This is a genomic window from Cobetia sp. AM6 (assembly GCF_009617955.1).
Lineage (GTDB): Bacteria > Pseudomonadota > Gammaproteobacteria > Pseudomonadales > Halomonadaceae > Cobetia > Cobetia amphilecti.
This window is the reverse complement of record NZ_AP021868.1, coordinates 532,822-555,314: the sequence shown is the minus strand read 5'-3', so window position 1 is coordinate 555,314 and position 22,493 is coordinate 532,822. Positions and strand designations below refer to the sequence as shown.

At 63.5% G+C, this 22,493-nt stretch carries 16 protein-coding genes and 1 tRNA gene; 11 read left to right on the top strand and 6 right to left on the bottom strand.

Annotated features, from left to right (window positions below; translation table 11 throughout):
- Positions 1-142 precede the first annotated feature (142 nt).
- On the bottom strand, positions 143-1,048 hold the full coding sequence (locus CLAM6_RS02460; RefSeq protein ID WP_043333129.1) for a LysR family transcriptional regulator: 906 nt from the start codon (positions 1,046-1,048) through the stop codon (positions 143-145).
- A 509-nt stretch (positions 1,049-1,557) separates the two neighbouring features.
- On the opposite strand from CLAM6_RS02460, the gene CLAM6_RS02455 reads away from it, so the two are divergent.
- Positions 1,558-3,171, top strand: a complete 1,614-nt coding sequence (locus CLAM6_RS02455) for a peptidoglycan DD-metalloendopeptidase family protein (RefSeq protein WP_225347504.1) — start codon at positions 1,558-1,560, stop codon at positions 3,169-3,171.
- 132 nt (positions 3,172-3,303) lie between these two features.
- On the opposite strand, the gene CLAM6_RS02450 is transcribed toward CLAM6_RS02455, so the two are convergent.
- The 3 genes from CLAM6_RS02450 to CLAM6_RS02440 all read right to left on the bottom strand — a co-directional run bounded on the left by CLAM6_RS02450 (position 3,304) and on the right by CLAM6_RS02440 (position 5,087).
- The gene (locus CLAM6_RS02450; RefSeq protein WP_043333131.1) at positions 3,304-3,531 is read right to left on the bottom strand and encodes a hypothetical protein; all 228 of its coding nucleotides are present in this window, start codon (positions 3,529-3,531) and stop codon (positions 3,304-3,306) included.
- 236 nt (positions 3,532-3,767) lie between these two features.
- Positions 3,768-4,082: a hypothetical protein gene (locus CLAM6_RS02445; RefSeq protein ID WP_043333132.1), complete on the bottom strand. Its 315-nt coding sequence runs from the start codon at positions 4,080-4,082 to the stop codon at positions 3,768-3,770.
- A gap of 642 nt (positions 4,083-4,724) precedes the next feature.
- Positions 4,725-5,087: a hypothetical protein gene (locus CLAM6_RS02440; RefSeq protein ID WP_153635092.1), complete on the bottom strand. Its 363-nt coding sequence runs from the start codon at positions 5,085-5,087 to the stop codon at positions 4,725-4,727.
- Between the two features lie 722 nt (positions 5,088-5,809).
- On the opposite strand from CLAM6_RS02440, the gene CLAM6_RS02435 reads away from it, so the two are divergent.
- On the top strand, positions 5,810-6,367 hold the full coding sequence (locus CLAM6_RS02435; RefSeq protein WP_153635091.1) for a PRC-barrel domain-containing protein: 558 nt from the start codon (positions 5,810-5,812) through the stop codon (positions 6,365-6,367).
- A 261-nt stretch (positions 6,368-6,628) separates the two neighbouring features.
- Here the strand turns inward: CLAM6_RS02435 and CLAM6_RS02430 are convergent.
- Positions 6,629-6,705 (bottom strand) — tRNA-Ile (locus CLAM6_RS02430).
- Positions 6,706-6,913: 208 nt separating this feature from the next.
- Between CLAM6_RS02430 and CLAM6_RS02425 the strand changes: the two genes are divergently transcribed.
- The 9 genes from CLAM6_RS02425 to fhuB all read left to right on the top strand — a co-directional run bounded on the left by CLAM6_RS02425 (position 6,914) and on the right by fhuB (position 21,350).
- Positions 6,914-7,618, top strand: coding sequence for a hypothetical protein (locus tag CLAM6_RS02425; RefSeq protein ID WP_043333134.1), 705 nt, complete (start codon positions 6,914-6,916; stop codon positions 7,616-7,618).
- A gap of 277 nt (positions 7,619-7,895) precedes the next feature.
- Positions 7,896-10,028 (top strand): TonB-dependent siderophore receptor, encoded by a 2,133-nt coding sequence (locus CLAM6_RS02420; RefSeq protein WP_084589336.1) that lies wholly within the window; start codon positions 7,896-7,898, stop codon positions 10,026-10,028.
- A 444-nt stretch (positions 10,029-10,472) separates the two neighbouring features.
- A complete protein-coding gene (locus CLAM6_RS02415; RefSeq protein ID WP_225347503.1) occupies positions 10,473-12,107 on the top strand; it encodes a pyridoxal phosphate-dependent decarboxylase family protein in 1,635 nt (544 codons plus the stop codon).
- Positions 12,100-13,686 carry a lysine N(6)-hydroxylase/L-ornithine N(5)-oxygenase family protein gene (locus CLAM6_RS02410; RefSeq protein WP_064503259.1) on the top strand — a complete coding sequence of 529 codons (1,587 nt, stop codon included), beginning with the start codon at positions 12,100-12,102 and terminating at the stop codon, positions 13,684-13,686. The genes CLAM6_RS02415 and CLAM6_RS02410 overlap by 8 nt, the downstream gene beginning before the upstream one ends.
- The gene (locus tag CLAM6_RS02405; RefSeq protein ID WP_052384473.1) at positions 13,683-16,400 is read left to right on the top strand and encodes a GNAT family N-acetyltransferase; all 2,718 of its coding nucleotides are present in this window, start codon (positions 13,683-13,685) and stop codon (positions 16,398-16,400) included. The genes CLAM6_RS02410 and CLAM6_RS02405 overlap by 4 nt, the downstream gene beginning before the upstream one ends.
- A gap of 255 nt (positions 16,401-16,655) precedes the next feature.
- On the top strand, positions 16,656-17,423 hold the full coding sequence (locus CLAM6_RS02400; RefSeq protein WP_064503260.1) for an RNA polymerase sigma factor: 768 nt from the start codon (positions 16,656-16,658) through the stop codon (positions 17,421-17,423).
- A gap of 99 nt (positions 17,424-17,522) precedes the next feature.
- The gene (locus CLAM6_RS02395; RefSeq protein WP_043333135.1) at positions 17,523-18,290 is read left to right on the top strand and encodes an ABC transporter ATP-binding protein; all 768 of its coding nucleotides are present in this window, start codon (positions 17,523-17,525) and stop codon (positions 18,288-18,290) included.
- Positions 18,291-18,298: 8 nt separating this feature from the next.
- Positions 18,299-19,243 (top strand): ABC transporter substrate-binding protein, encoded by a 945-nt coding sequence (locus CLAM6_RS02390; RefSeq protein WP_225347502.1) that lies wholly within the window; start codon positions 18,299-18,301, stop codon positions 19,241-19,243.
- Positions 19,230-21,350, top strand: a complete 2,121-nt coding sequence (gene fhuB, locus CLAM6_RS02385) for a Fe(3+)-hydroxamate ABC transporter permease FhuB (RefSeq protein ID WP_225347501.1) — start codon at positions 19,230-19,232, stop codon at positions 21,348-21,350. The genes CLAM6_RS02390 and fhuB overlap by 14 nt, the downstream gene beginning before the upstream one ends.
- A gap of 124 nt (positions 21,351-21,474) precedes the next feature.
- On the opposite strand, the gene purU is transcribed toward fhuB, so the two are convergent.
- Positions 21,475-22,350 carry a formyltetrahydrofolate deformylase gene (gene purU, locus CLAM6_RS02380; protein ID WP_043333136.1) on the bottom strand — a complete coding sequence of 292 codons (876 nt, stop codon included), beginning with the start codon at positions 22,348-22,350 and terminating at the stop codon, positions 21,475-21,477.
- Between the last annotated feature and the right edge of the window lie 143 nt (positions 22,351-22,493).

The window sequence follows — 22,493 nt, the reverse complement described above, 5'->3', positions numbered from 1 at the left end:
TATATGGCTGAGGGATGCCCCCAGCCTAAGAGTCGAGCGCGACAGCGCAAGCGAATTCACTGCGTGGCAACGATCGAGTTTCTCGAACGATCACGTCGTGCGCTCTTCTCAAGCCCTCACGCTTTTCAGACCCTGCACGCTTTCAGGAGCGCCGCTCGCTGGCGTCCTGCTCGACGGCAGCGTGCAGCTGCGCCTTCATCGCCCGGACGGCAGGGCCCGCGCGATCATCGTCCGGCAGATAGAGCATCAGCGACACTTCGCGCTCGCCGCCATTGGCCAGCGGCAGTGGCAGCAGCCGCCCTCGGGCCAGGGCCTCGCTCATGCGGGTACGGGGTAGCCAGGCGAAGCCCAGTCCGCGTTCGGCAAGATCGACTGACGTGGCCAGGTGGCTCACCGTCCAGCGCGCCTCGGCCTTGAGCCAGCCGGCATCCATGCCGCTGGAACGGCTGCTGTCGCGCACCACCAGCTGGCGATGCTGCACGAGATCACGCAGATCCAGCGGCCGCCCGAGGGCGTGCAGCGGGTGCCCCGGCGCCGCCACGGCGATGAAGGTTTCACGCAGCAACGGGGTGCTGAGATGGCCATCCAGCATCAGACCGCTGATCAACAGGTCCGCTTCCTTCTCCTCGAACAGCTCGCGCCCGCCGGTCAGCGTCGTCTCGTGCAGCTGGACACGCACCTGAGGGTAGGCCGTCGAGAAGGCTTCCAGCGCCCGTGCCAGCACATCCGGCGGAAACAGCTGATCCACTGCGATGGCGATCTCGCTCTCCATACCTGCCGACAACGCATCGGCCACATCCTCGAGTGCCCGCGCATTCTCGATCAGCTGACGCGCCCGGCGCAGCAGCAATTCACCCGCCTCGGTCAGCCGGACATTGCGCCCGACCGGCTCCAGCACCTGCACGCCCAGCAAGGCCTCCAGGCGATGCACGGCGTGATTCAGGGTCGAGGGGCTCTTGTGGATCGCGGCCGCCGCGCGCGCGAAGCTGCCGTGGTCCACCACGGCGGCCAGCATCTGCCACTGAGCCAGTGTCACGCGTGACGACATCAGGATTCCTCTTGCAGAACGTACGGGAATGCACGGGGCAATCCTGACATGCCAGACGCAAAAAACCAGACACCTGATACTGCAACCCGACGGGAGCAAAAGAGCATTCTGTGCTGTCAGACTCCCGACATCTGGTCGCAATCCTCGGACATCAGGACGGCATCCTCTGAAATGCAGGAGGCCAAATACGCTATTTTGCGTAACTTTACAAAATTTAACACCAAGCAGGATTTACTGCCTGAACAGCGTTTCCTAAGCAAAAATGGCGCTATTTTCGCCAGACCTCATGTTGCCGGTACCGCCAATTGCGCCGTCAATGATCTAAACAGGGTTGAATTACTCATACTGGACATGCGTCCAGCCTATCGAACGATGGGAACCTTGGTTAAGGTTCGAATGCCTCATTGTTGCCATCTTTTCATTTCACATAACTTTATCGGTCACATATGCTGCGAATCCTTCATTCGCTCCCTCGCGCGCACAAGTATCTTCTTTTACCTGTTGCCACCATGGTTACCGTGCTGGGTGCTCACAAGCTTCTCGAAACATTCGATGCTCCTGATGTCTCTACGGCCTCACAGTCCATCGCCATCGACCTGGCCAGTGCAAATTCCAGCACCCCGGCCAAGCTGCCGCTGGCGATTGCTGCCGCCGATGACACTCAGTCTCCCCTGAGCCCGGCGCAGCTCGCCAATCAGACGGCGACCAGCTCGACCTCCGGTGACATTCCGCTGGCAGCGCTGACGCCCAGCGAGATCGTCGCCATCGATTTCGACATGCCGACGCTGCTGACGGATGCCAACTATCATCCCGACAGCCAGACGGCAGGCCCGATCGTGGCACTGGCGCCGGCGGCAGTGAAGACGGCAGAAGCCGTCATCGGCACCGCGACCGACGAACAGGCCGGCGGCACCTCCTATGACGACCTCTCCGTCGACCCGGTCGAGCTCGGCGAAAGCCCGACGCTGCAGACCGAGCTGGCGGCCGAGGAAGTCTATGTGCCCGAGTGGCAGACCTATACCGTGCAGGCCGGCGATACCTTCGCCGTGATGGCGGAGCGCTCGCTGGGCCTTGGCTACAGCGAGACCACGCGCATCCTCAAGGCGCTGCCTGACAAGCGCGTGCTGACCCATTGGCGCATCGGCGACAGCTTCGATTACAAGCTGGATGAAGACGGCAACCTGCTGGCGTTGCGCATCATGAAGGATGCGCGTCGCGGCTTCATGGTCAAGCGTGAGGCCGGCGGTGAAAGCTTCAATGTCGCCAAGATCGAGAAGGCGACCCAGGCCACTCAGCGCATGTTCGCCGGTACGGTCAGTGGCAGCTTCTCCCTGTCAGCGGAAGCCACTGGCCTGGGCGTCGCGGAAGTCAGCCAGCTGACCCAGGTGCTGGGCAAGAAGATCGATTTCCGTCGCGATACGCGCAAGGGTGACAGGTTCCAGGTGCTGGTCGAGTCCGACATGATCGACGGCACCAGCATGGATTCCCGCATCCTCGCCGCACGCTATGAAGGTTCTCGCAAGTCACTGACCGTGGTGCGCAACAGCAGCGATGGCCGCTACTACACCCCCGACGGTAAGGGCCTCGACCCGGCCTTCAATCGCTATCCGCTGGCGCACAAGGCGCGCATCAGCTCGCCGTTCAACCTCAGCCGTCGCCATCCGGTGACCGGACGCATCAGCCCGCACAAGGGCACTGACTTCGCGGTGCGCATCGGCACGCCGGTGCTTTCCACCGCGGATGGCGTCGTCGAGCTGGTCGGCAACCACCCGCTGGCCGGTCGCTATCTGGTGCTGCGCATGGACAACGGCTACAAGACCCGTTATCTGCACCTGTCACGCCCGCTGGTCAAGAAAGGCGAGCGCGTGACCATGGGTGAGAAGATCGCCCTGTCAGGCAACACCGGCCGCTCCACCGGCCCGCACCTGCACTATGAGGTGATGGTCAACAACCGCCAGGTCGATGCCATGCGCGTTCAGCTGCCGAACAACAAGTCTCTGTCCGGCAAGGCGCTCGCCAACTTCAAGCGTCAGTCAGAGAACATGCTGGCCAAGCTGGAAGCCGCCGACAACACTGGCGCCATCGCCAAGGCCTCTACCCCGAGCCAGGGTGACGAGAGCTAGACGCGACCCCAGGCGCGGGCTCGCAAGCAATAGGGCCTGCGCCTGACATGAAATGTGCCCGACAAAAGAAAAGGCCCCTCACCTCACGGTGGGGGGCCTTTTCTTTTGTCGGTGTCTCGGCCAGAGATCAGGTCACTTCTTCATGCCCTTGTTGGAGGCCTGCTCCAGCAGCTCTTCCGCTTCGCTGCTCGCGCCCTCCTCTCGCATCCTGGCCACATCGGCATATAGGCAGACGTAGGTACCGCAGGATGCACAGAACACCTTGTCGTCGGGATTGTGGACCTGCGAGACGCGGACTCGCTGGCTGCCACAGTCCGGGCACGGCTTGGGAATACGCAGTTCCTCGGAAAGATCTGACATGAAGCATTCTCCTGTTCGGTGTCTGAGCCGCTCGCCTTGAGGCTGGTCGATTGGCGTCTCCCCAAGACATGGGGCCACTCACACGGCATGCAACCCCGCTGGCGGGGAGTCGCTCGTCTTTCGGCTCGAGATACCTCACCGAGCTACCTCGCCCAGGCACTGCCCGGCACTACGCTCAGACGCAAAGCCCCGGCACGGTGGCCGGGGCTTGAGGGGCAGGCGCGAACAGACAGATGTCACGCGGCGCTGATGCTGCCGGCAAGCGACTCATGGCTGGTGCCGTGGCTTGCGGTGTTGGACATGCGTGCGACGGGGCGCTCCGGCACACGGTGCTGGCCGTGTGACCTGGCGCCATCACGCGTCAGGCGGAACTCTTCCTGCAGCGCCATCTCACGTGCCGCCAGGCGAAAATCGCCCATCGAACACAACGCATGGCCGTTCGGGCACTTGAGGATGTGATCATCCGGCAGATCACGGGCAGGCCAATCCAGCGCTTCGTTGCATTCGGGACACTGAGGGCCATTACGGGTCGGGACTGATGGGGTAAACATGCGCGAACTCCTTTTCGACGCAAAAGATGACGATGTCATGACCAGATTCTCAGTACAGAAAACATCAAGACGTGGCTCGGTTTGCGTGCGCATGATGGAGACAGATAGCGACAGACTCCATTGCACTTTCGGTTAGATGCCACAATTTTATCGCTGGTCAGTCTCTGCGCTCACGGCTGCGGAAGGTATCGCGCAGAGCGCGGAACACACTTCATGGCAGCGCGACCGGCAAGAGTCTGACAGCACTATCTTACAGTCTGATAACACCTCGCGAATGACGCAGATCAAACGCATACCAGATCAGGGGGTGTCCGCCGCACCGTTATTCAAACGGGCGTCAGACGGGTATTCATGGGCTTGAAGCCAAAAAAATCCCGACCAAAGGCCGGGAAAACACTCTCAGGCAGAACAGGACCTATCGCGGAAGCAACGCGGCTCGCCGCAGGTCGACCAGGACGCTGAACAGTCGTCAGCGGTATCACGGAAATCTCGACTCCACCTGCAGTGCCATAAATTCAGTTTCGCTGCCCCGGGCAACAAGCCCGCGACCAGGGCGAAACAGCGAATCCGACTGGCACTGAGGTAAAAATTCTTGTGCGCCCTCACACGCACTGGCGAACACTGGCCTTACATGCGCTTGCTTCAGGCCGAGGCGTCCAGCTGCTGGACCACCTTCTGCGCCATCAGGGCCGGGTCAATCGCAGCTCGCTTGCGGGCACTGACTTCAAGGCGATCACGCAACATGAACCAGACACCCAGAAACTCATCACATTCTGCACAACTGACGATGTCATCATCTGCCGGGGAATCTTCGAGGTGAACCCGGTTGCTGCCACAGCGTGAACACTCCATGGGAACCTTACGTACTGTGTTCATCTCGATGCCCTCCATTGGATCCATGATGAAAACCTTGTGCTCGAAACCGGTGGAGCGGGCGGCATGACGATGTAAAAACTTGCGGCAACCTGACAAGGGATTGAAAAAGCGGCTCTGCGGCTCCATCAATGTTGTATCAGGGTGATCTCCTGCCTGCCCCGCCGTGCTTCGACAGTTGCAAAGTTAGACACTTCCAAAACCTTGTACAAGTTTTAACGCGTATCAGAACGTATCTGTATAGCTAATGTAGACGCATTGGCAGGCGTTTTCGTGTGCGCTGATCAAGCGTTTACCTCTCCCCATGCGCCCGCTGTAGCACGAGAGCGCCCCGCCAGAACCGTGTAACATTTCGCTACAAAAAAGCCTCTTATGAAGTGCAAAAACAGCTTGTTCCACTCGCCAGGCAGCCAATCAGAGAGCAGAAAAAGCCTTGAACGCGCACTGATTGCGACATATCCACGTGCATCATCTCGACTTCTTGCCTTGAACGGCGCGGGCCTTGGTATCCATGCAATCCTTCAGCACCTCATCTCTCTGCTCGCCCCTCTACTCGAACCCTTCGTCAGAGCCCTGCTGACAGAGCGCTTGCGGGCGGCCTGTTCGCGACAGTTATGGAGCACCAGAAAGCCCACTCTCTTGGCACGACGACATTGCCCCTTTACACCTTGCATGTGACAGACAGAGAAATTCTCGTACAAGTTTTTCTTCCCCCCCCCCTTGAAACTTGTCGGTCTCGTCAGGATCTCAGTGGGTAGGGTCATGGTTCTGGCGAATCATTTGCGCCACGAGCGAGAAGGAAGCGCTTGAGGGACCGGACCAGAAGTACCGATTCAACACGCAAGGAGTACGGCATGAGCAATATGAACCGCAAACAGATTCTGGGTGCGATCACCGCGACCACGCTGCTGTCCACTACCAGCATGGCCATGGCCAGTCCGCAGGGGCTCTACTCCGCAGATGAGCTGATGGATGCCGACGTCTACCTGCAGAACGATGACAACAACGTGATCGGTGAAGTCGAGGACATCCTGCTCGACGACAACATGCAGGTCGCCGCTCTGGTCGTCGAAAGCGATTACTCCATGGGGCTGGACGAGAACCAGTACGTCGTGGAAACGGGCAAGTTCACCCTCGAGACCGAACAGGGCGATGATCTGGATGCCCTGGAATACCGCATCCACCTCGACATGGATGTGAGCGAGTTCGAGCAGCAGCCGAACTACACCACCGACTGGTGGCAGGACACGCGCAAGAGCGCCGCAGCGGCCTGGGATGAAACCAAGAACACCGCTGCCAGTGCCTGGCAGGACACTCGTCAGGCGACCGCCAATGCGCTGACCACCGCCGGCAACGCCATCAGCGGTGCCGCCAATGACACTGAGCAGGAAATGGAAGAAGAGACTCAGTGATAGCGACCCTGCAAGAGATCACCCGAACCGGATGATCCGCGGCAATGCAGAGGAAAACGCCTCATGCCCCACGGCATGGGGCGTTCGTGGTTCAGGACCACGAGAAATCACGCCATTGATGCACTGGTGGGGGAAAGAAGGGAAAGAAAGAACAGCAAGAAAGGCCGGAATGGCAGGCACAAAAAAAGCCGCCATTGGCGACTTGTGGGGGCACTGAAGCTTTTGAGCATCAGCTGAATGACCCCCACTGGCATGCATGCATGGTGGGCCCAGCAGGACTTGAACCTGCGACCAATCGATTATGAGTCGAGTGCTCTAACCAACTGAGCTATGGGCCCATGCAGCGCGCATATGATAGCGAAAGCATGAGCCTCGGGAAAGCCCGAAAACTCAACAACATAGCGATTCTCCCCTCCCGGCTGCGACGAGTGTCGCGAACCCTTGGAGCCGCCGCCTGTCCAATGTCCCATCTGCAGCATCGAATCTTTTCCAGGCGCTCATGGCGGGCCTCGCCCGATCAAGCCCCTGGCCATCAGGAGTCATGACATGTCATTGCCTTTCTCTCGCTGGACCCGCGCCCTGAGTCGCACGCTTGCGCGTCGCTCGACCGGCAAACCCGCCAGCCGCCTCACCGCCACAGCCGCCAAAAGCCGCTTCGGTGCCCCGATCAAGGCCGCGGCACTGGCCTTCGCCATGAGCGGTATCGGTGTCAGCCTGCCGACACAGGCCGCCTGGCAGCTGGTGCCCGACAGCAGCGGCGCCACCGCGACACTGACCGCGCAGGGCAGCCAGGGCAATGTGGAGCACGTGCATCACCTCAATGGCCTGAGCGGCACCGTGGGAGATGACGGCAAGATGAGCATTCCCTTGAGCGTCGGCCAGACCGATCTGCTCGACAAGGTCGGCGAGCTGCCGCCGTGGCTGTCCGGCGTCAGTCAGATGCGCCTGGCCACGCTGACCCTGAATCTTGACCCGCTGGCCATCGCGGCTCTGGAGCCCGGCCAGACGACGCGCATGCAGGTGCCCTTCTCGGCCACCGATGGCAACCGCACCCACCGCGAGACCCTGCCGCTGGAGGTCACCCGTCAGGATGCCACCCACCTGACCTTCATCAACGCCGACCCCATCTCACTGGACAGTGCAGAAGTAGCCAGGAATCAGGTCGGCAGCACCCTGCTCAACCTGCTGGGCTACGGCAAGCTGGTAGGCGACATTCCCGTCACGCTGCAGGGCGAGATGGTCGACCAGTAACCTTCAGCACAGCGCGAGCCTGCGCATCGCGTCATCAGAACCGCCCCACGGGGCGGTTTTTTTGTGTCGGTAGCAGCCGAGGATAACGGCCTGCGCCAGCCAGCGAGAGCGCGCATGACGGCGATGGTCAGCCCTCATGACACCACGACATAAGAGAATGATAAAAATAATTCTCATTCATGGTTCAGAAAGCTGTCATCTGAACGTCTACCCACAGGAGAGAACGACGAACAAGAATCATTCCTATATAAATCATTCCGGATGGAACACCGCGCTCATGAAAGACTCCGCCGCACATAAAGCCACTCGCTCCCTGCTGATGACCCTGCCCAGGCACCCTCTGGCACTGGCGATTGGCCTTGGCCTGCCCTTCGCCGGTCAGGCCATGGCGGCCGACCACCGTGAGTCTCAGGACGAGACCCTCGACACCATGACGGTGACCACCACAGCGGCTACCAAGACCGACACCGGCTACCTGGAAACCCCACAGGCCGTCTCCACCATCACGCGCGACGATATCGACAAGCGCGCAGCCGAGACAGTCCAGCGTGCAGCGGACTACACGCCGGGCGTCTTCACCAACCAGATCGGTGCCTCCAACCGCTATGACTATCTGGTGCTGCGTGGCTTCTCCGATGGCAGTGTCAGCAACACCTTCCTGGATGGCCTGAAGCTGATGGGCGACTCGGGTTCCTACAGCTCGATGACCATCGACCCCTACTTCCTCGACAGCATCGAGGTGGTGAAAGGGCCGTCTTCCGTCCTCTACGGTCGCTCCTCGCCGGGTGGCCTGGTCGCGATGCAGTCCAAGCGCCCCGAGTTCCAGGACTCCGGCCAGGTCCGCTTCACCGTCGGCGACGACAACGAACGCAGTGCTGCATTCGACCTCACCGGCCCGCTGGATGACGAGCAGCGCATCGCCTATCGCCTGACCGGCCTCGCCAGTGCCGAGGACACCCAGGTCGACTCCGTCGAGGAAGAGCGTTACGCCTTCTCGCCGCAGATCACCATGGACGTCACCGACGACACCACCGTCACCCTGATGGGCTACTTCCAGAAGGACCCGGAAGGCGGTTACCACTCCGGCCTGCCCTATGAAGGCACGGTGGTCAGCTACAACGGCACCAAGCTCGGCAACGACTTCTACGAAGGTGACGAGGACTACGAAGAGTTCGATCGCACCGAACGCATGCTTGGTTACGATTTCGAGCACCGCTTCAACGACGCTGTCACCGCACGCCAGAAATTCCGCTATCTGCGCTCCGATGTGGACCTCGAGCAGGTCTACGCCTATGGCTGGGCCTCGGACACCGAGCTGACCCGCTACTACTCCGGTGGCGAAGAAAGCCTGCGCGCCTGGACCGTCGACAACCAGCTGGAGAGCCGCTTCTCCACCGGCGCCTTCGATCACACCCTGCTGTTCGGCGCCGACTATCAGACGCGCACCAATGACGTGGACTGGGAATACGGCACCGCCAGCACGCTGGATGTCTCCAGCAGCAGCGATGCCGATGTCTCCATCTATGCCACCGAGAACCAGAAGCGTGAACTGGACCAGACTGGTGTCTACCTGCAGGACCAGATCAGCTGGGGTCGCTGGAACCTGGCCGCCGGCCTGCGTCAGGACTGGGTCAACATCAAGAACACCGATCGTGACTACAACACCACCAGTGAGCTGAACGACAACGAGATGAGCGGCCGCATCGGCCTGATCTACGGCTTCGACAACGGCATCTCGCCCTATGTCAGCTACTCCACGTCCTTCTCGCCGAACTCCTACACCGATGAAGACGGCGACCTGCTCGACCCGACCACCGGCGAGCAGGTCGAAGTCGGCATGAAGTACCAGCCCAACGGCACGCGTGATCAGTACAGCGTCTCGCTGTTCCGCATCAATCAGGAAAACGTCGCCTCCAAGGACCCGGAAGACAGCTACTACACCGCCTACGGCGAGATCGAGTCCCAGGGCCTGGAGCTGGAAGCCCGCACTCAGGTGACCCGCGACTTCGCGCTGCAGGCCGGTTACAGCTACACCGACGTGACCTATGCCAAGGCGGAAGATGGCACCGAAGGCAACGATGCCAACCAGGTGCCCAAGCACCAGGTCAGCGTCTGGGGTGACTACGCCTTCAATGAAGGCCCGCTCACGGGACTGAATGCCGGCCTCGGCGTGCGCTACTACGCCGACATGTGGGCAGATTCCGAGAACACCGAGAAGGTGCCGAACTACGCGCTGGTCGATGCCCTGGTCGGCTACGACCTGAGCCAGATCGGCTGGAGCGGCACCAGCGTGCAGCTCAACGTCAGCAACCTGTTCGACAAGGAATACATCGCGTCCTGCTACAACACCAGCTTCTGCTACTACGGTGCCGAGCGCAGCATGACCGCGACACTGACCTATGATTTCTGATTTCGAAAACTCCGCAGTCCGTCGATTCTGAATCGACCCGCACGACCCGCCGGCGGCAAGGATGTCGCCGGTACCATCGCCCTGAACCACTCATCGTCTGATAGCTCTGGCGTGTCCAGCACATGACACCGGGGATGCCGGCCACCGGGATTGCCGGCCACCGAGCTTGCCCGACACAGGGGTGCTCGGTGACGACTCACTCTGCCGATGCCCACGGCAGACGTGACTGACCACGCCGACGGCTTTGCCAACAGCTTCACCAACAACAACGACCGCAAACGCGGCACTTGATGAATGTCCTGACTGGTCCTCGCACCTGAGCCATCTGTCCCAGCTGGCTGCGAGTCTCTTCCAAGTCTTTATCTGCGAACATTCGCATAAGGTTATGTAATGCACAGCCTTCAAGATTCCGCCGCCACCTACGGCGCTGCCGCAGGATCCTCCGTGTCTGACGCCCAGACCGACGCCTGTGCGCGCTCACTGTCCAGCTCGCCGCGCGCCGCCCTGTTCTCGCCTGCCAACATGGATGCCTGGCAGACAGGCATGGACCGCATCAGCCAGCTGGTGGCTGAACAGCTCGACAGTGTTCAAAAGCCGTTCAGTGGCATCACCCCGGAGGCCCTGCGTCCGGCCTTTGCCGACCTCGATCTCGAGACGCCCCTCGAGAACCTCGAAGCCGGTCTGGAGGAGCTCAAGTCGCTCTACCTCAAGGATGCCGTCTACTTCCATCATCCCCGCTACATCGCGCACCTCAACTGCCCGGTCGTGCTGCCCGGTGTATGGGCCGAGAGCCTGCTGGGCGCGATCAATTCCTCACTCGACACCTGGGACCAGAGCGCCGGCGGCACCCTGATCGAGCAGCGCCTGATCGACTGGACCACCGAGCGCCTGGGCCTGGGCCCGACCGCCGATGGCATCTTCACCAGCGGCGGCACCCAATCCAACCTGATGGCACTGCTGCTGGCCCGTGATGCGGTCTGCGAGAAGCTGCCCAACCATCCCGGCAACCAGACCCACGGCCTGCCGCCGGAAGCCGGACGCCTGCGCGTCTTCGCCTCCGGCATCAGCCATTTCAGTCTGCAGAAGGCCTGTGCCCTGCTCGGCCTCGGCCACAACGCCGTCATCCCGGTCGCCGTGGATGAGCGCCGCCGCATGGACCCCGTGGCCCTGCGTGACGCCCTCGACAACGCCCGCGCCGAAGGCCTGATCCCGATGGCCGTGGTCGCCACTGCCGGTACCACCGATTTCGGCAGCATCGACCCGCTGCAGGCCATCGGCCGTGAGTGCCACGCCCGCGGTATCTGGTTCCATGTCGATGGCGCCTATGGCGGCGGCCTGATCACTTCTCGTCGTCATGGTCACTGGCTCAAGGGCACCGAGATGGCCGACTCCGTCACCATCGATTACCACAAGACCTTCTTCCAGCCGGTCAGCTGCAGTGCCTGTGTGGTACGTGATCGCACCCAGCTGCGCCACGTCACCTATCACGCCGACTACCTCAACCCGGAGCTTCAGGCCCGCGAAGGCACGCCGGATCAGGTCAACAAGAGTCTGCAGACCACGCGCCGTTTCGACGCCCTGAAGCTGTGGATGACACTGCGCCTGATGGGCGCCGATGCCCTCGGCGACATGCTCGATTGCGTGATCGACCTCACCCGCGAGGGCTACCAGCTGCTCGAGGCGGCGCCGGACATCGATGTCGTCCAGGCGCCGGAGCTCAGCACCCTGGTATTCCGCTTCCATGACGCCAGTGAAGAGACCCTCAGCGCCGAGCAGTGGGACGCCTTGAACCGCGAGATCCGCAAGCGCCTGTCACGCAGCGGTGAAGCCATCGTCGCCGCCACCAAGGTCTCCGGCCGTCAGTACCTGAAGTTCACTCTCCTGAACCCGGAAACGCGCCAGGAAGACCTGGCCGCCGTGGTCGAGTTGATCCGTCAGCACGGCCAGGCGCTGGTCAAGGCGCATCATCTGGCCGTCAGCACCACCGCCCAGCCGAACCATGGCGCACCACTGGCCGACATTCCGGCCGCCAGCCGTCGCAGTCACACCACAGAAGCCAAGGAAAGCCGTCATGCATGACACCTCGAACCCTCACGTCACAGACACTCTGGAAGCGCGCGATGATGTGCTGGACTTCGTTGCCATCGGCATCGGCCCCTTCAACCTCAGCCTTGCCTGCCTGAGCGAGCCGCTGGAAGACGTCCAGGGCGTCTTCCTCGAGCGCAAGGCCGCGTTCGACTGGCACCCGGGCATGCTGCTGGAAGATGCCAGCATGCAGACGCCCTTCATGGCGGACATGGTCTCGCTGGCCGACCCGACCAGCCACTTCAGCTTCCTCAACTATCTGAAGCTGCATGACAAGCTCTACAACTTCTACATCCGCGAAGACTTCTTCCTGCTGCGTCGCGAGTACAACCAGTACTGCCAGTGGGCGGCGCGCGAGCTGACCAGCCTGCGCTTCGATCACGACGTCCAGGACATCCAGCATGTCGGCGACATCTATGTCGTGCGCGGCACTCGCCCCAGCACCGGCGAAGCCTTCGCCTATCGCGCACGCAAGCTGGTGCTGGGCACCGGCACCCAGCCCTATCTGCCGAAAGCCGCCGATGCCGTGCGTGACGTGGTGCCGGTCGCGGGCAGCCGCGTGTGCCACAACGCCCACTATCTGGCGCGCAAGGAGGAGCTGACCTCCCAGCCGGCCATCACCATCATCGGTTCCGGCCAGAGCGCCGCCGAGATCTATCTCGACCTGCTGCGCGAGATCGACCAGCACAGCTACCAGCTCAACTGGATCACGCGCTCGCCGCGCTTCTTCCCGCTGGAATACGGCAAGCTGACGCTGGAGATGACCTCGCCGGATTACATCGATTACTTCCACGCCCTGCCGCGTGAGCAGCGCAACACCCTGCTGGCGACCCAGAAGGGCCTCTACAAGGGCATCAATCTCGAGCTGATCGACGAGATCTACGACACCCTCTATGCCAAGCAGCTGCAAGGCGTGGTGCCCACCACCCTGATGACCAATACCGAACTGACCTCGCTGAACAAGCAAGAGACCGACGGCGACTTCACGCTGGGGCTCTATCAGCGCGAACAGCAGCAGGCCTGGCGTCATGACACCAGCGCCGTGGTGCTGGCCACGGGCTATCACTACGTGGCACCGCCCTTCCTGCGCAGCATCGAATCGCGCATTCGTCGTGACGAGGAAGGCCGCTACGCCGTCGGTCGCTTCTACGCCGTCGACACGCAAAGCACCGCGGATGCTGACGGCAACGAGGGCGATCAATCACCGTTCGCCGGCGAGATCTTCGTCCAGAATGCCGAGCTGCATACCCACTCGCTGGCCGCGCCTGACCTGGGCATGGCCTGCTATCGCAACAGCTGCATCCTGCGCGCCATCACCGGTCGTGAGGTCTATACCATCGAGCGCCGCATCGCCTTCCAGAGCTTCGGCGCGCCCGGCTCTGAAAAGGGCTGTGGCAATGGCTTCACACCGCTGCCCGCCGCACACCTGCCCTACGGCGAGACGGATATTCACGCCGGCCCATCCTCTACCGAAAGCTCTTCTACCGGCCTCTCTTCTGCCGGCACCGTCTCTGACACCCAGGCCGATACGACTCACACCGCTGCACCGCAACACCGGGAGACCACCGCATGAACATGCCAGTCGACATCACCAGCGCCGCAAGCGCCGAACAGTCCAGCAGTGCGGCAAGTTCTCACAGTGCAGCGACACCCTCACAGCAGCTGTTCGGGACGACCTCACTCGCCGCGCCGGCACCGCTCGATCTGCTCAGCCCGGCACCGGGAACGCGCTTCACCCGCCGCGCGGTGGAGCTGGAGCAAGCCCAGGCACGCCTGCGCAAGCCAAAGGATGACAGCACGAGCGAGCGCGCCGAATTCGCGCTACGCCCGCTCGACCTTGCCGCCGACATGGCGATGGTGGATGAGTGGACCAGCGGCGAACGCGCCAGCTTCTGGGGCATGAGTGATGACCTCATCACCACCAAGTACGACTTCTACCAGGGCCTGGAAGAAAGCCAGCACGCCCAGGGCTGGGTCGGTTTCTACAACGACAAGCCGGCCTTTCTGGTTGAGCTCTATGACCCGGCGCACGACCCGCTCGGCAAGCATTACAGTGTGCAGCCCGGCGACTTCGGCATGCACTTCCTCGTCGCGCCGCGCAGCGAGGACCAGGCCCCCATCAGCGGCTTCTCGCGGGCGGTGATCGAATCGATCATGGCGATGATCTTCGCCGGCCAGTTCCGCGATGAGCATGCCGATGAAGGGAAAGATGCAGTCCGTCCCGTGACCCGTGTGGTGGTGGAGCCGGACAGCCGCAATCGCGCCATTCATCCGCTGAATGCCGCGGTGGGCTTCGTCGATCATGGCCCGCTGGATCTCGACGGCAAGCCGGCGCGCCTGTGCTTCTGCACCCCGCAGGACTTCCGCGCCGCCCTGGCCACTCGCAGCCCGCGTCTGGACCGCGGCGTGACCGCCAACCCGGCCGCGGCCAGCCAGCACCTCACCGGCCCGGACTGGCAGCAGGCCAATCGCCTGCTGGTGCGCAAGGCGCTGGCCGAGTTCAGCCACGAGCGTCTGATCCACCCGCAATGCGCCGATGGCTGCGGCACCCGCACCGCCTGCCAGAGCCATGACAACTGGCATCACTTCCGCCTGCCGCTGGCAGCGCAGGTCAGCGACACGCCGCCGGTCAGCCGCCGCGCGGCGGAATATCGCTTTGTGGCGCGCCGTTTCCAGCTCGATCACTGGCTGATCGATGCCGCCTCCATCCAGCGTCTGGATGCCGACGGCAACGCCCTGCCGCTGGACGCGCGTGAGCTGATTCTGGAACTCAATGACGTGCTGGAGATTCCGCCGCGTCTGCTGCCGGTCTATCTCGAGGAGGTCAGCGCCACGCTTGCCTCCAGCGCCTGGAAGATGCAGCGCGCCGTGCGCGAGAATCAGTCCGCCCGCGTGCTGGCAGGTGCCTCCTTCCAGACCCTGGAATCGGCGATGAGCGAAGGCCATCCGTGCTTCGTCGCCAACAATGGCCGCATGGGCTTCGATGCGCTGGACTATCGCGCCTACGCGCCGGAAGCCGCGCAGCCGTTCTCGCTGGTGTGGATCGCCGTGCATCGCGACAACGCCCATTACTCGGCCGTGGATGGTCTCGATCCGCGCCGTCTGCTCGAGGAAGAGCTGGGTGAAGCCGAGCTGGCACGCCTGGAACAGCAGTTGACCGAGAAGGGCCTTGCGCCCGCCGACTACCTGATGATGCCGGTGCATCCGTGGCAGTGGAGCCACAAGCTGGCGATCACCTTCGCCGCAGAGATCGCCAGTCAGCACATCGTCTGTCTCGGCCTGGGGGAGGACCGCTATCAGGCGCAGCAGTCGATCCGCACGCTCTACAACCGCAATCAGCCGAACCGTCGCTATGTGAAGGTGGCGCTGTCGATCCTCAACATGGGCTTCATGCGCGGCCTGTCGCCCTATTACATGCGTGCCACTCCGGTCATCAATCAGTGGCTGCAGGGCCTGATCGATTCGGACCCGTCCTTCGAGAAGTGGGGCTTCCGCCTGCTGCGTGAAGTCGCGGCCATCGGCTATCGCGATGATGTGCTGGAAGACGCGGACCCGGCAGCCGTCGGCTATCGCAAGATGCTGGCCAGCCTGTGGCGCGAGAGCCCGGAAGACGTCAAGGACGAGGGCGAGCGCCTGATGACCATGGCCGCGCTGCTGCATGTCGACAACGATGAAAAGGCCTTGCTGCCGGCGCTGATCGAGCGCTCCGGCATCGGCGCCGAAGCGTGGATCGACAAGTGGCTGACGGCTTACATGACGCCGCTGCTGCACTGCTACTTCAAGCACGACCTGGTGTTCATGCCGCACGGCGAGAACCTGATCATGCGTCTGCGCGATGGCGTGCCGTGTGGTGCGCTGATGAAGGACATCGCCGAGGAAGCGGCGCTGTTCGCCACCGAGGAGACGCGCGCACTCGAACTGCCGGCAGGGGTCGAGCGTCTGGTGGTCGAGGTGCCGGAACCGATCCGTATCCTGTCGCTGCTCACCGATGTCTTCGACTGCATCTTCCGCTTCGCGGTACCGCTGCTGGTGCGCGAGCAGGTGATGACGGAAGAGGCCTTCTGGTCTCGCGTCGCGGCCTGTATCCATGACTACCAGGATGCCCATCCGGAGATGGCCGACAAGTTCGCGCGTCATGACCTGTTCGCGCCGCGCTTCACGCTGTCGTGCCTCAACCGCCTGCAGCTGCGCAACAACCAGCAGATGGTCGATCTCACCGATCCGTCCGGCGCCCTGCAGCTCAAGGGCGAGCTGGATAACCCCATCGCGGCCTTCGCCCGCCGCTAGGCGGTGACGCTTGGCGATCACCAGGTCGCGATGACCTGGTGATCGCCATGACCCGTCAGCTACGGCCCGTCAGCCAAGAACAGCTAACTACGACCAGCTAACTACGACCAGCTAACTACGACCAAGCAGCACCGGGACCGCCCTTGTCATGCACGGGGGTGGTCCTTGGCGTTCCTGACACACAATCATTGATAATGATTCGTAACAACAATACCATTACCCTCCCATCACGACAGATCTCATTGCGAGCCGTGGATGTCCTCTCACGCCAAGCCCCCTGTTCGGCCTCATCGCGACACGGATGAGCGAACGCCTGACGCACACGGGCCAGAAGCTGAAACGCCCGCTGAGCTTCAGGCTTGTGCTGCACAGCAATACCGTCACTCGCTGGACCAGCTGTTTGCCGAGCATCGTCACGAACTGACCGGCTTTCTGGTGCGTCAGCTGGGCTCGCATGAGCTGGCGGAAGACATCAGCCATGAGGTCTATCTGCGTCTGCGCCTAACCGGAGACTGGCCCGCCAACCCGCGCGCCTGGCTGTTTCGCATCGCACGCAATCTGATCATCGACCATCACCGCCACCAGTCCCGCGCACCGGAATTCGAATCGGTGTCCGAGGGCGATGAGCGCGTGGCGGCCGCCCATCTGGACCCGGAGAGGAGCCTGGCGCGCCGCCAGAAGCTGCAGGTCGTCGATGCGGCACTCTCCGAGCTGGCGGGCCATTTTCGCCTCGCCCTGACCTGGTATCGCCTCGAGGGCCTGACCAAGCGCGAGATCGGCGAGCGACTCGGCGTGTCCGAGCGCATGGCAGGCCGCTACGTCACCCAGGCGCAGCAGCACTGCGAGATGCGCCTGGCCGCGGCGGGCTGTTATCGCAATGAAGTCAGCCGCGACTGCGCCGCCAGCCAACAGGACACCACGAACTCGCCGCCAGCCGCGCAGCGCACGTCAACCGCGCCCGGCAAGGCGCGACGACGAAGCCGGCGTGATGACAGCCCGACAGCAAGAGGCGATCAGCACTGATGGCCCCGCGGAGCACGGATGGGCGAACGTCTCCGCGTCATGTCGCCCAGAATGAATCGCCCCTAGCCTGACGCCCTGACCACGGATGACGATGCTTTCATGTTCACTCTCGACCACCTGCGCTTTGACCTCGGCGAGCGCTGCCTGCTCAAGACGCAGTCTCTCGATTTCGCCCCCGGCCAGGTGCATGGCCTGATCGGCCACAATGGCTCCGGCAAGTCGACACTGCTCAAGCTGCTGGCGCGTCAGAACACCCCGACCAGTGGCAAGCTGGCGCTGGATGATCGCCCGCTCTCGCAGTTCGGCAGTCGGGAATTCGCGCGGGCGGTGGCCTACCTGCCGCAGCATCTGCCGGCGGCCGAAGCGCTGACCGGCCGCGAGCTGGTCGCCTTCGGCCGTTATCCGTGGCACGGCCTGCTCGGCCGTCCCGGCCCCAAGGATGAAGAAGCCATCGAGCGCGCCATCGCGCTGACCCACACCGAAGCCTTCGCCGAACAGCAGGTCGATACCCTCTCCGGTGGCGAACGTCAGCGCGTGTGGCTGGCCATGCTGCTGGCCCAGGGCAGTCGTTATCTGCTGCTGGATGAACCGCTGGCGGCGCTGGATATCGCCCATCAGATCGAGGTGATGGAGCTGGTCTCGCACCTGAGCCACACCCTCGGGCTGGGTATCATCATCGTGCTGCACGACATCAATCTGGCCGCGCGTTACTGCGATCGCCTGGTGGCGCTGCACGGCGGCCAGGTGCTGGCTGAAGGCGCACCCGACGCGATGATGAACCCCGTCACGCTCAAGGATATCTACGGCGTCGAGATGCAGGTGATCACCCCGCCGCAGAGCCAGCAGCAGATCGCGGTGCCGCTATGAAGTGGCTGTTGGCACTGATCAGTCTGAGCCTGCTGGCGGTGGGGGCCGCCAGCGCTGCCACGACGGACGAGACAGTCCGGCCACCGGCCGGCTTCGTCGATCGCCCCATCGTGGCACTGGACTGGACCCTGGCCGAGACCCTGACCGGAATCGGGGTACGCGCCATGGGTGTGGGTCAGGTCGCGACCTACGCAAGCTGGGTGGATCAACCGGCGCTGCCGCAGGGCACGCGGGATCTCGGCCTGCGCACCCAGCCGAACCTGGAGCAGCTGGCCGCCCTCGCCCCCGCCGATATCCTGATCAGCCCGATGCTGTCCAGCCTCGCGCCGCGCCTGTCGGCCATCGCGCCGGTCACCAGCATCGCCATCTATACCCCGGACGCCGACACCTGGCAGACACTGGTCAAGGCGACCCGCCAGCTGGGCAAGCTGACGCAGCGCGAGCCCCAGGCCGAACAGCTGATCCGCCTGAGCACCGCTCGCCTCGCCGGTTACAACGCCGCGCTGCGCCAGCAGGCGGCACGCAAGGGTCAATCGCCCCTGCCGCTGTTGATGGTGCAATTCATGGATGACCGCCATGTGCGCATCTTCGGCGACAACAGCCTGTTCCAGGCCGTGATCGAGCGCATGGGCATCGCCAACGCCTGGCAAGGGGACACCAACGCCTGGGGCTTCGCCACCGTCAGTCTCGAGAAGCTGGTGACGCTGAAGGGCCGCATGGTGGTGGTGGAGCCGCTGCCGCCCGGCGGACACCAGGCACTGGCGCATAACGGTCTGTGGCAGGCCATGCCCGGCGTGCGCGAGAACAGTCAGGCCTCGGCGCCGCTGTTCCTGCCGCCGGTCTGGAGCTTCGGCGCCCTGCCCTCGGCCAATCGTTTCGCCGCACTGCTTGCCAGCCATCTGATTGATGATGAGGCGACACTTGAGGGGGAGACCACCGATGGCAACCACTGAGCAGGCCATGAGCACCCGCCCCGCATCAGGCCGGCGACCGCTGCATCTCTCGCCGGGCCGGGCCTGCAGCCTGTTGGCCCTGGCCCTTGTGGTACTCGGCAGCCTCGCGCTCAACCGTGAAGGCCTGAGCCTGATGCAGGGCCTGACCGCACTGTGGGCATCGCCCGACTTCAGCGCTGCGGCCAGTCTCGGCCAGGCAGACAGCGCGCTGCTCTCCGCGCAGCTGGTGGCCCATGTCAGCTGGTGGCCGCGTCTGGTCTGCGCGCTGCTGGCCGGTGGCGCGCTGGGCATGGCGGGCGTGCTGATGCAGCAGGTGCTGCGCAATCCACTGGCTGCGCCCACCACTCTCGGCGTCGCCAGTGGCGCGAGTCTGGCGATGATGCTGGCGACGCTGTTCGCCCCGGCACTGATGGCCGGCACGGGTCTTGGGGGAGACGGCTTCCAGCTGGGCCGTGAATGGGTCGCGCTGGCCGGTGGCCTGGCCGCCATGGGGCTGGTATTCGCGCTGGCCTGGGCGCGAGGCATGTCACCGACCGTGGTGGTACTGGCAGGGCTGGTGGTCAATCTCTACATCGGCGCGCTGGGCATGGTGCTGTTGCTGTTCAATCAGGAGGCCCTGCACGGCACCCTGGTATGGGGCGCAGGTTCGCTGGCCCAGAACAGCTGGGATGGCGTGATCACGCTGCTCTCCCGTCTGCTGCCGGGCATGTTGCTGGCACTGGTGCTGATGCGTCCGCTGGCAGTACTGGACCTCGACGAGGCCAATGCCAGAAGCCTTGGCGTCTCGCTGCGCAAGCTGCGCCTGATGAGTCTGGGACTGGCGGTATTTCTGAGCGCCTGCGTGGTCAGCGTGCTGGGCATCATCGGCTTCATCGGCCTGGCCGCGCCAGCGTGCGTGCGTCTGATGGGCGCGCGCCGCCTGGGCCAGCGCCTGCTGTGGGCACCATTGTTCGGGGCGCTACTGCTGGCGGTGACGGACCAGGTGGTCGCCAGTCTCGATGGCCTGCTGCCCAACCTGATTCCAACCGGCGCGATGACGGCGGCCCTCGGCGCGCCGCTGCTGCTGTGGCTGATTCCGCGCCTCAAGATGGCGCAGGGGGCTGGCCCCGCCAGTCATCACGGCATGTCACTGACGCATCGTCACCCCCGCCCCGACCGCCTGCTCGGCTGGCTGCTGGCCGGGGTCTGCGTGGCCCTGATGCTGGCCCTGCTGGTCGGCAATGGCGCCGATGGCTGGACCCTGGGCAGTGACATGCTCCAACAGCTGATGGCCGGCCAGACCAGCGTGCTGGACTTCCGCCTGCCACGGGTACTGGCGGCGGCAGGCGCCGGCGTACTGCTGGCCCTGGCCGGCACCCTGTTGCAGCGTCTGACCAGCAACCCGATGGCCAGCCCCGAGATTCTCGGCATCAGCGGCGGCACCGCCATCGCCCTGATGCTGACACTGCTGCTGGTCCCGTCACCGGGGCAGCTGACCCTGCTGGGCGCAGGCATCTGCGGGGCGCTGGCCTGTCTGGCGCTGCTGGTGATGCTCAATCATCGCAGTGGCTTCATTCCCGAACGCGTGCTGCTGTGCGGGGTGGCGATCACGGCGCTCTACGATGCGGTGCGCGGCATCATCCTTGCCGATGGCGACCCGCGCGGTCAGCAGATTCTGGCCTGGCTGTCCGGCTCCACCTATTACGTGGGTCTCTCCGCGGCGGTCGGCGTGCTCGCGCTGGCGATCATCGCGGTCCTGCTGGTGCGTCCGCTGGCGCGCTGGCTGGACATCCTGCCACTGGGCATGGCGAGCGCCAGTGCGCTGGGCATCGGCGTGACCCGCGCCCGCCTGGTGCTGCTGGGCGCGGTGGCGGTGCTCACCGCGCTGGCGACCCTGATCGTCGGCCCGCTGTCCTTCGTCGGCCTGCTGGCCCCGCATCTGGCGCGCCTGCTGGGCCTGAGCCGCGCCCGCGAGCACATGCTCGGCGCGGTGCTGTGCGGCGCGCTGTTGATGGTGCTGGCCGACTGGCTGGGCCGCCAGCTGCTGTCGCCCTACGAGATTCCCGCCGGCCTGATGGCCTCGCTGATCGGCGGCAGCTACTTCCTGTGGAGCCTGCGCAGAAGCTGACGCGCATACGCACACGCAGGAACGACGAAGCCCGCCACCGAAAGGTCGCGGGCTTCGTCGTTGGTGGACGTTGTGGAGCTCGTGAACTGCATGAACTGAGTGAACTGACGGACGCAGCCCGGGCTCAGTTACCGAACACCACCGTGCGCTTGTCATGCAGGAAAACGCGACGCTCGAGGTGATAACGCACGCCGCGCGACAGGGTCAGGCACTCGATATCACGGCCCTTGGCGATCAGGTCTTCGGGATAGTGGGCGTGATCCACCGTCTCGACGCCCTGGGTGATGATCGGCCCTTCATCGAGATCATCATTGATGTAGTGCGCGGTGGCACCGACCAGCTTGACGCCCTTCTCGTAGGCCTGGTGATAGGGGCGCGCACCCTTGAAGCCCGGCAGCAGCGAGTGGTGGATGTTGATCGCCCGCCCCGAGAGCTTCTCGCACATGTCGCTCGACAGCACCTGCATGTAGCGCGCCAGAATCACCAGCTCAGCCCCGGTGTCCTGCACGATCTGCCATACCCGAGCCTCCTGCTCGGCCTTGGTCTCGGCGGTGATCGGCAGGTGGTGATACGGCAGGCCATGCCACTCGGCCAGCGGTGCCATGTCCGGATGGTTGGAGATGACGGCGGTGATGTCCATCGGCAGCTGGCCGATGCGATGCCGATAGAGCAGGTCGTTCAGGCAGTGGTCCGAGCGCGAGACCATGATGACCACCTTCATGCGCTCATCCGGCGCACTCAGGCTGACGTCCATCTCGAAGTCGGCGGCACGCGTACCCAGGCCCTGCTCGAAACTCGCGGCATCGAAGCCGTCATCGAGGGTGCCGGCCTCGGTCTGCGGACGAAATTCGGCCCGGATGAAGAAGCGCCCCGACAGGCGGTCATCGAAGGAATTGAGCTCGGTGATATAGCAGCCCTGCTCGCGCAGGTAGCGTGTCACGACGTCCACCGTGCCGATGCGGCTGGGACATTGGGCGGTCAGAATCCAGGTATCACGCATACGTAGGTGCCTGTCATGTAAGGATTATCTATTGTTGGAAGCAGCAACGTCAGGGTTGCATCCGAGGCCCTGCGCGACAAACCAATATTATTGAGGCGGGCTTCAGTATTTCTGAAGCCCGCCTCCTGGCCCGGGCAAGGCCC

Excerpts from the sequence above, each read along its gene's own strand:
- CLAM6_RS02460 (WP_043333129.1), bottom strand. The coding sequence starts at position 1,048 with ATGTCGTCACGCGTGACACTGGCTCAGTGGCAGATGCTGGCCGCCGTG.
- CLAM6_RS02455 (WP_225347504.1), top strand. The coding sequence starts at position 1,558 with ATGGTTACCGTGCTGGGTGCTCACAAGCTTCTCGAAACATTCGATGCT.
- CLAM6_RS02450 (WP_043333131.1), bottom strand. The coding sequence starts at position 3,531 with ATGTCAGATCTTTCCGAGGAACTGCGTATTCCCAAGCCGTGCCCGGAC.
- CLAM6_RS02445 (WP_043333132.1), bottom strand. The coding sequence starts at position 4,082 with ATGTTTACCCCATCAGTCCCGACCCGTAATGGCCCTCAGTGTCCCGAA.
- CLAM6_RS02435 (WP_153635091.1), top strand. The coding sequence starts at position 5,810 with ATGAGCAATATGAACCGCAAACAGATTCTGGGTGCGATCACCGCGACC.
- CLAM6_RS02425 (WP_043333134.1), top strand. The coding sequence starts at position 6,914 with ATGTCATTGCCTTTCTCTCGCTGGACCCGCGCCCTGAGTCGCACGCTT.
- CLAM6_RS02420 (WP_084589336.1), top strand. The coding sequence starts at position 7,896 with ATGAAAGACTCCGCCGCACATAAAGCCACTCGCTCCCTGCTGATGACC.
- CLAM6_RS02410 (WP_064503259.1), top strand. The coding sequence starts at position 12,100 with ATGCATGACACCTCGAACCCTCACGTCACAGACACTCTGGAAGCGCGC.
- CLAM6_RS02405 (WP_052384473.1), top strand. The coding sequence starts at position 13,683 with ATGAACATGCCAGTCGACATCACCAGCGCCGCAAGCGCCGAACAGTCC.
- CLAM6_RS02400 (WP_064503260.1), top strand. The coding sequence starts at position 16,656 with ATGTCCTCTCACGCCAAGCCCCCTGTTCGGCCTCATCGCGACACGGAT.
- CLAM6_RS02395 (WP_043333135.1), top strand. The coding sequence starts at position 17,523 with ATGTTCACTCTCGACCACCTGCGCTTTGACCTCGGCGAGCGCTGCCTG.
- fhuB (WP_225347501.1), top strand. The coding sequence starts at position 19,230 with ATGGCAACCACTGAGCAGGCCATGAGCACCCGCCCCGCATCAGGCCGG.
- purU (WP_043333136.1), bottom strand. The coding sequence starts at position 22,350 with ATGCGTGATACCTGGATTCTGACCGCCCAATGTCCCAGCCGCATCGGC.